Origin of the sequence: Xanthomonas populi, from assembly GCF_002940065.1 — a bacterium.
Classification (GTDB): Bacteria; Pseudomonadota; Gammaproteobacteria; order Xanthomonadales; family Xanthomonadaceae; genus Xanthomonas; species Xanthomonas populi.
Genome location: NZ_MDEJ01000047.1, coordinates 22,156 through 28,155, shown reverse-complemented (window position 1 = coordinate 28,155; position 6,000 = coordinate 22,156). Strand labels below are relative to the sequence as shown.

Below are 6,000 nucleotides of genomic sequence, written 5' to 3'. Positions count from 1 at the left end.
CGGCTGACGTCACTGGGATAGCGTGCTCTCATCTCCATATGATCGGATAATTCGGGAAGACTTTGAACGGGCTCTAAGACGCTTACCGCCGGATGGGCGCGGCCGGCTTGTGGTTCCCATCAGCACACGACCGCGTTGCCAGGTGCGATGTCCTCACCGCTTGCGGGACCCCGTGGCGGCATGGATGCCGCCACGGCGCCTTCTCTGTTCGGGATCTGGCTGTTTGGGTGGTGATAGCCGGCGTGGGCCATCGTTGGAGCCTGGACACGTAGCCGATCGCCTTGGAGCTTGGTGCCCGTGCCGGGTGCTCCCTTGCTCCGGCTGAACAGGTGCCCGAGGTAACACGCGACAAGAGAAGACTGGGCAAGCGAGGGAGCTCTGGACATGTCCAGCCTGGTGGAGATTGCCTATGAGCGAAATCGGGATCGATGCGTGCAACAACTACCTGGACGTCGCGGTTTTTCAAGGCGAGACCGATCAGTTCACCAACCCCTCAGGCGGTCACCAGAAGCGTGTAGATTGGCTGAGTACGCTGTCGGTGCGGCAGGTGGTGCTGGAGGCGACCGGGGGGCTACGAGCTGGAAGCGCTGGATGCCTTGCATCACGCCGCACTGGCGGTGGCTCGCGCCAATGCGCAAAGAGACTGCAGTGCAACGTGAACCAGCTTCTGCGCAGTGTGGCGCGGCTGGATAAACGGATCGCCGGGCAGCTGAAGACGCTGCTCATTGAGCAACCGCACGTGGCCGCGTTGAAGACGCTCAACGGGGTCGGTCCGGTGCTGCTGGCCGTGCTGGGGTGCTGGTTACCGGAGCTTGGGAGGCTCAGCGTAAAGCAGATATCCAGGTTGGTTGGGGTTGCCCCGCTATCGCGGGACAGCGGCGCGGTGCGTGGTAAACGGGGGATCGGGGGAGGCCGAGCCGATATCCGGACAGGCGCTCTACATGGCTGGCATGTCCTCGGCTCGCCACGAGTCAGGTCTGCGCGATTGCGACAGATCGCTGCGGACACGCGGTCAGCAAGGCAAGGTCTCCATCGTGGCGGTGATGCGCAAGATGGGGGTCATCCTCAAATGCGCGCGTGCGCGATGAAACAGCCGCCATGCGCCCAGCCTGAGCGCACTCGGCGGCCATCATCCCACGCAAAAGCGTGCCGGCCAACGGCCGGCACCTACCCGATGAACGGGCCCGGAGGAAACCGATCGGAGGTCGCGGATCGAGGCCCTGATCAACACAGTTGCTCCATGGATGGATGCACGGCGTGTCACGCGGGCGGTGAGGGCATCGCGCGCTCGATCAGTTCGGCTTAGGAACATCCAAACGACGCTGAAGCTCACGCTCTCTGTCGCCTTGAGAGGTGATTGGACGGTGTGGATGCGTCGGTTTTGGAGCGGCATCGCGGGACACGCCGCACGTACGTCCGTGTAGGCGCTTATGCGGCGTCCATGCCGCAGAAGGTCCCACGACGGTCAGCGTGGAAGGACCAGTCGAGAGGGTAGGTGTGCATGGTTGCGAGCAGTCCACGCAGCGCGGCCGTCCGATAAGGTGCGGTGATCAACTCCTTTCGATCCGAGCAGTGTCACTGCGATTCCCTATATCACTTCACTCGTCAACGAAGGCGAGTGTGGTCAACACTTTGCCGCCATCGATACCGCGTTTGAGAGGGTTTGTTAGCCATTGTTAATCGCGGCTTTGCAGCCGTGTGGTTGCGATCAGCTGCCGTCGCGCAGCAACTGCGCATCCAGCTCTGCCAAGCGCTGCGGCGTGCCGACATCGGTCCAGCGCCCCTGATGATGGATGCCGTCGATCAAGCCTGCCGCCATCTGCGCGCGCAGGATCGGCGCCAACGCAAACCGCGGCGCCACGCCGTTCTGCTCTGGCAGCTGACCAATCACCGATTGCCAATTGCGCAGCAGCGCCGGTCGATAAATACCGATCCCGGCGTAAGTGTGCGTCGCAGGCAGATCGGCGCTGACCTTGCCATCAGCCTGCAATGCGAAATCCGCACGCGTCGCATACGCAGGTTGATCGACCAGCACCAGCTGCGCCAATCCTGCCGGTGCGTCCGACAGTCGTGCGAAATCGAAATTGGTCCAGATATCGCCATTGACCAACAGAAACGGTGCGTCGCCCAGCAACGGCAACGCATGCAGTATGCCACCGCCGGTTTCCAGCGGTGTGGCGCCCTCAAAGGAATAGGTCAGCCGCAGCCCGAACGCGCTGCCCTCGCCCAGCACCTGCGGAAATTGCGCGGCCAACCACGAGGTGTTGATCACCACCTCGTCCACGCCCAGCGCCGCCAGTTTGCGCAGATGCCAGACGATCAACGGCGTGCCGCCGACCGCCAGCAACGGCTTGGGCGTGTGCTCGGTCAACGGACGCATGCGCTCGCCAAACCCGGCCGCAAAGATCAGCGCCTTCATGCGCCAGCCTGGGCCTGGCGTGCGGCCAAGGCTGGTTTCACCAGCTCATCCAGCAACCCGATCAGCGGCGCCAATTCGCTGTAGCGCGTCAACACTTCGTCCAGATAGGCGATGAAACGCGGCACGTTCTCCAGATACCAATGCTTGCCGTCGCGATGGCTCAGGCGCGAGAAAATACCCAGATTCTTCAGATGCCGCTGCACGCCCATCCAGTCCGCATCGCGCAGGAATTGCGTCAGCGGCGGCACCGGTAGCCCGGCCGCTGCGGCACGCGCGTGATAGCGCTCCAGCCAACCATCCAAGCGCGCGATCGGCCAACTCACCGAGGTGTCCTTGAACAGACTGATCGGGTCGTAGGCGATCGGGCCGATCACGCAGTCCTGAAAATCCAGCACTGCGGGGCCATCGCTAACCGGCATCAAGTTGCGCGGCATGAAATCGCGATGGGTGAACACGCGCGGTTGCGCCAGCGCGTTGTCCATCAAACGACGTTGCACCAACTGCAGTTGCTCGGCGCGGCCGCAGTCCAGCTGCAGGCTAAGGTGGCGGCCGAGAAACCATTCTTCGAACAGGCCGGCATCGCGTTGCAGCAGCGCCTCGCCAAACACACCGCTGTCGGCGGGCGGCGGAATGCGCTGCAGCAGCAGCAACTGACCGATCGCGTCATCCAGCAACATATCGGCATTGGCGTCGGTCAGTAACTGCGCTAGCGTCGGTACGCCGAGATCTTCCAGCAGCAGAAATCCGGTTTCCAACTGCTGTGCAAGCACCTGCGGTACACGCACGCCGTGCTCGCCGAGCAGTGCATGCATCCGCAACCACGGCGCGACGTTCTCCAGATCAGGTGGCGCATCCATCAGGATGCGATCAATGCCGCTACCTTGGGTACGCCAATAACTGCGAAATCCCGCATCGACCGACGCACGTTGCAGCGTGACCTGCGGATCATCCAACGTGTGCCGCACCCACTGCAGACGGAGCGCAGCGCGCGCGGTATCGGGAAGTAACGATGACGTCATGAGTAAATGCTGTGTAATGAAGTGAGCCGCCGCCAGGTCAGAGCGGCGACGGGGCGATCAACGCTTGCTGCCGCTGAACAGCCGCAGCAACGCCAGAATCGCAATCGCGCCCAGCAACGCACCAAGAAAACCGGCCGGTTCGCCTGCGTGGTACCACCCCATGTAGCCACCGAACCAGCTAGCCACCACCGCACCGACGATGCCCAGCACGATGGTCAGCAGGCAACCCAGGCGTTGCGTGCCCGGTGTAATGAAGCGGGCCAGCAGCCCGACTACGAAACCGACCAGAATGATGTAAAGCCAGCTGTCGCTACCGAAGAGATTGTTCATCGCAGGCACTGAAGTAAGTGGGATCGGCAGACTAGCATTCGCTGCCGCTGCATTCATGTGCGCAGCGTCGACCGCGACGACGGCATTAGCGATGCATCCATACTCGCGCTGCAACCGACGGCAATCCAGCGTGGACCGCCCCAGCATGCGCGCGGCAGCCCGTGTGCATCATCTCGACTCAGCAGCAGCCATGCCCGCCATGACGGGTGCCGCTGTCGGCAGCCACCGGCGAACCGCTGGTCTCGCCACGCAGGCAGGCGGCATGATGCTCGGCAATCACCTTGGAGACGCAGGCAGTCACGCGCTTTCCCATCGGGATGTGCAGGAACTCGTTGGGGCCATGCGCATTGGAATGCGGTCCGAGCACGCCGGTGATCATGAACTGCGCGCCGGGGAACTTCTCGCCCAGCATGCCCATGAACGGGATTGAGCCGCCTTCGCCCATGTACATCGCGGGCTTGTCGAAGAACGCCAGGCTGGCGTCATCGATGGCTTTTTCCAGCCATGGCGCCATCTCGGGCGCATTCCAGCCGGACGATGCTTTTTCCAGCTCCAGCGTCACCTGTGCGCCATTGGGCGGGTCGCGCAGCAACGCTTCTTTGAGCAGTTCGCCGCAGGCCTTGCCGTCGGCGGTCGGCGGTAGACGCAACGACAGCTTCACCGCGGTCTGTGGACGCAACACATTGCCGGCCGAGGCCAGTGGCGGCATGCCGTCCACACCGGTGATCGACAGCGCCGGGCGCCAGGTGCGATTCAACACCAGCTCGGTGAGGTCGGCGTGCATCGGCACCAGGCCATCGACCATCGGGAATTTGTCGAAGATAGCGGTATCCAGCGTCGCTGCCGCGGCCTTGGCTTGGGTCAGTCGCTCGGCCGGCACTTCCACGTGCAGGCCGTCCAGTAGGATGCGGCCGCTGGCTTCGTCCTCAATGCGCGAAAGTAATTGGCGCAGCAAGCGGAAGCTGGACGGCACCACGCCAGATGCATCGCCCGAGTGCACGCCCTCCTCCAGTACCTTCACGCTCAGGTTGCCGCCGGTCAGTCCGCGCAGTGAGGTGGTGCACCACAACTGCTCATAGTTGCCGCAGCCCGAGTCCAGGCACACCACCAGCGACGGCTTGCCGATGCGTTCGGCCAGATGATCGACATAGGCCGGCAGGTCGTAGCTACCCGATTCCTCGCAGGCTTCGATTAGCACCACGCAGCGCGCATGCGGCATGCCCTGGGTGCGAAGCGCCAGCACCGCCGCCAGCGAGCCAAAGATCGCGTAGCCATCGTCGGCGCCACCGCGCCCGTACAGTTTGTCGTCGCGCAGCACCGGCTCCCACGGGCCGAGGTCGGCGTCCCAACCGGTCATTTCCGGCTGCTTGTCCAGGTGGCCGTAGAGCAGTACGGTGTCGTCGCCGGACTCTGCGCCGGTGGCCGGGATTTCGGTGAAGATCAGTGGCGTGCGGCCTTCCAGGCGCACCACCTTGACCTGCATGCCCTCGATCGGCTGCGCCCGCGCCCAGGTTTCCATCAAGGTGACTGCCTGCTCCATGTAGCCGTGCGCGACCCAATCGGCGTCGAACATCGGCGACTTGTTGGGAATGCGGATGTATTCGACCAAGTGCGGGACGATCTCGCGATCCCACGTATCGCTGATGAATTGATCGATCTTGGCGCTGTCCATGAAGGCTCCAGATACGTGAAGTAACGCAACATTCTACGCCGTGGCCTGCTACCTGCCTCTTGCGCAGGAGACGGGGTAGGTATTTCCCTACAAGGCGGCGCGCAGTTCACCTGCTGTGTGAAAAGTTCGTTGGCGATAGGATTGCTGCATGTGGCGCGGGATACTGGCTCCGCCGGCAGGAATGCTGGCTAGGACCATCACCCAAGCCACAAGGAGCGTTGCAATGAAGTCATTTACCGTAGTTCTGAAGTCCCTGCTACTGGCGTTGTTGTTGTCCTCGAACGCGTATGCGCTCGACAAGGTCGATATCAACACCGCGTCTGCTGAGGAATTGGACAAGGCGCTGACGAATGTCGGGCGATCAAAAGCTGAGGCAATCGTCGAGCACCGTCAGGCAAACGGTCCCTTCAAAAGTGCCGAGGAACTGGCACTGGTCAAGGGCATCGGACTCAAGACGGTCGAACGGAATCGAGACCTGATCGAAGTAGGAGCCACGATGGCTCCCGCCAAGAAGGCTGCCAAGGGGGCGGCGGTGAAACCGGTGGGACGGCGTTAAGGGG

At 62.8% G+C, this 6,000-nt stretch carries 5 protein-coding genes and 1 pseudogene; 2 read left to right on the top strand and 4 right to left on the bottom strand.

Features of this window, described 5'->3' with window-relative positions; genetic code table 11:
- The first annotated feature begins 409 nt into the window (after nucleotides 1-409).
- A pseudogene (locus XpopCFBP1817_RS09670) lies at nucleotides 410-1,113 on the top strand (transposase).
- A 595-nt stretch (nucleotides 1,114-1,708) separates the two neighbouring features.
- Here XpopCFBP1817_RS09670 and murU read toward each other — a convergent pair.
- From murU to XpopCFBP1817_RS09645, 4 genes are all read right to left on the bottom strand, one after another.
- The gene (gene murU, locus XpopCFBP1817_RS09660) at nucleotides 1,709-2,419 is read right to left on the bottom strand and encodes an N-acetylmuramate alpha-1-phosphate uridylyltransferase MurU (RefSeq protein ID WP_128416968.1); all 711 of its coding nucleotides are present in this window, start codon (nucleotides 2,417-2,419) and stop codon (nucleotides 1,709-1,711) included.
- Entirely contained in the window at nucleotides 2,416-3,438 is a 1,023-nt protein-coding gene (locus XpopCFBP1817_RS09655; RefSeq protein ID WP_128416967.1) for an aminoglycoside phosphotransferase family protein, read from the bottom strand. Before XpopCFBP1817_RS09655 ends, murU begins: the two co-directional genes overlap by 4 nt.
- Nucleotides 3,439-3,495: 57 nt before the next feature.
- Nucleotides 3,496-3,768, bottom strand: a complete 273-nt coding sequence (locus XpopCFBP1817_RS09650) for a GlsB/YeaQ/YmgE family stress response membrane protein (RefSeq protein WP_128416966.1) — start codon at nucleotides 3,766-3,768, stop codon at nucleotides 3,496-3,498.
- A gap of 178 nt (nucleotides 3,769-3,946) precedes the next feature.
- Nucleotides 3,947-5,440 (bottom strand): M20 family metallopeptidase, encoded by a 1,494-nt coding sequence (locus XpopCFBP1817_RS09645; RefSeq protein WP_128416965.1) that lies wholly within the window; start codon nucleotides 5,438-5,440, stop codon nucleotides 3,947-3,949.
- A gap of 181 nt (nucleotides 5,441-5,621) precedes the next feature.
- Between XpopCFBP1817_RS09645 and XpopCFBP1817_RS09640 the strand changes: the two genes are divergently transcribed.
- A complete protein-coding gene (locus tag XpopCFBP1817_RS09640) occupies nucleotides 5,622-5,996 on the top strand; it encodes a ComEA family DNA-binding protein (RefSeq protein ID WP_341866001.1) in 375 nt (124 codons plus the stop codon).
- Nucleotides 5,997-6,000 lie beyond the last annotated feature (4 nt).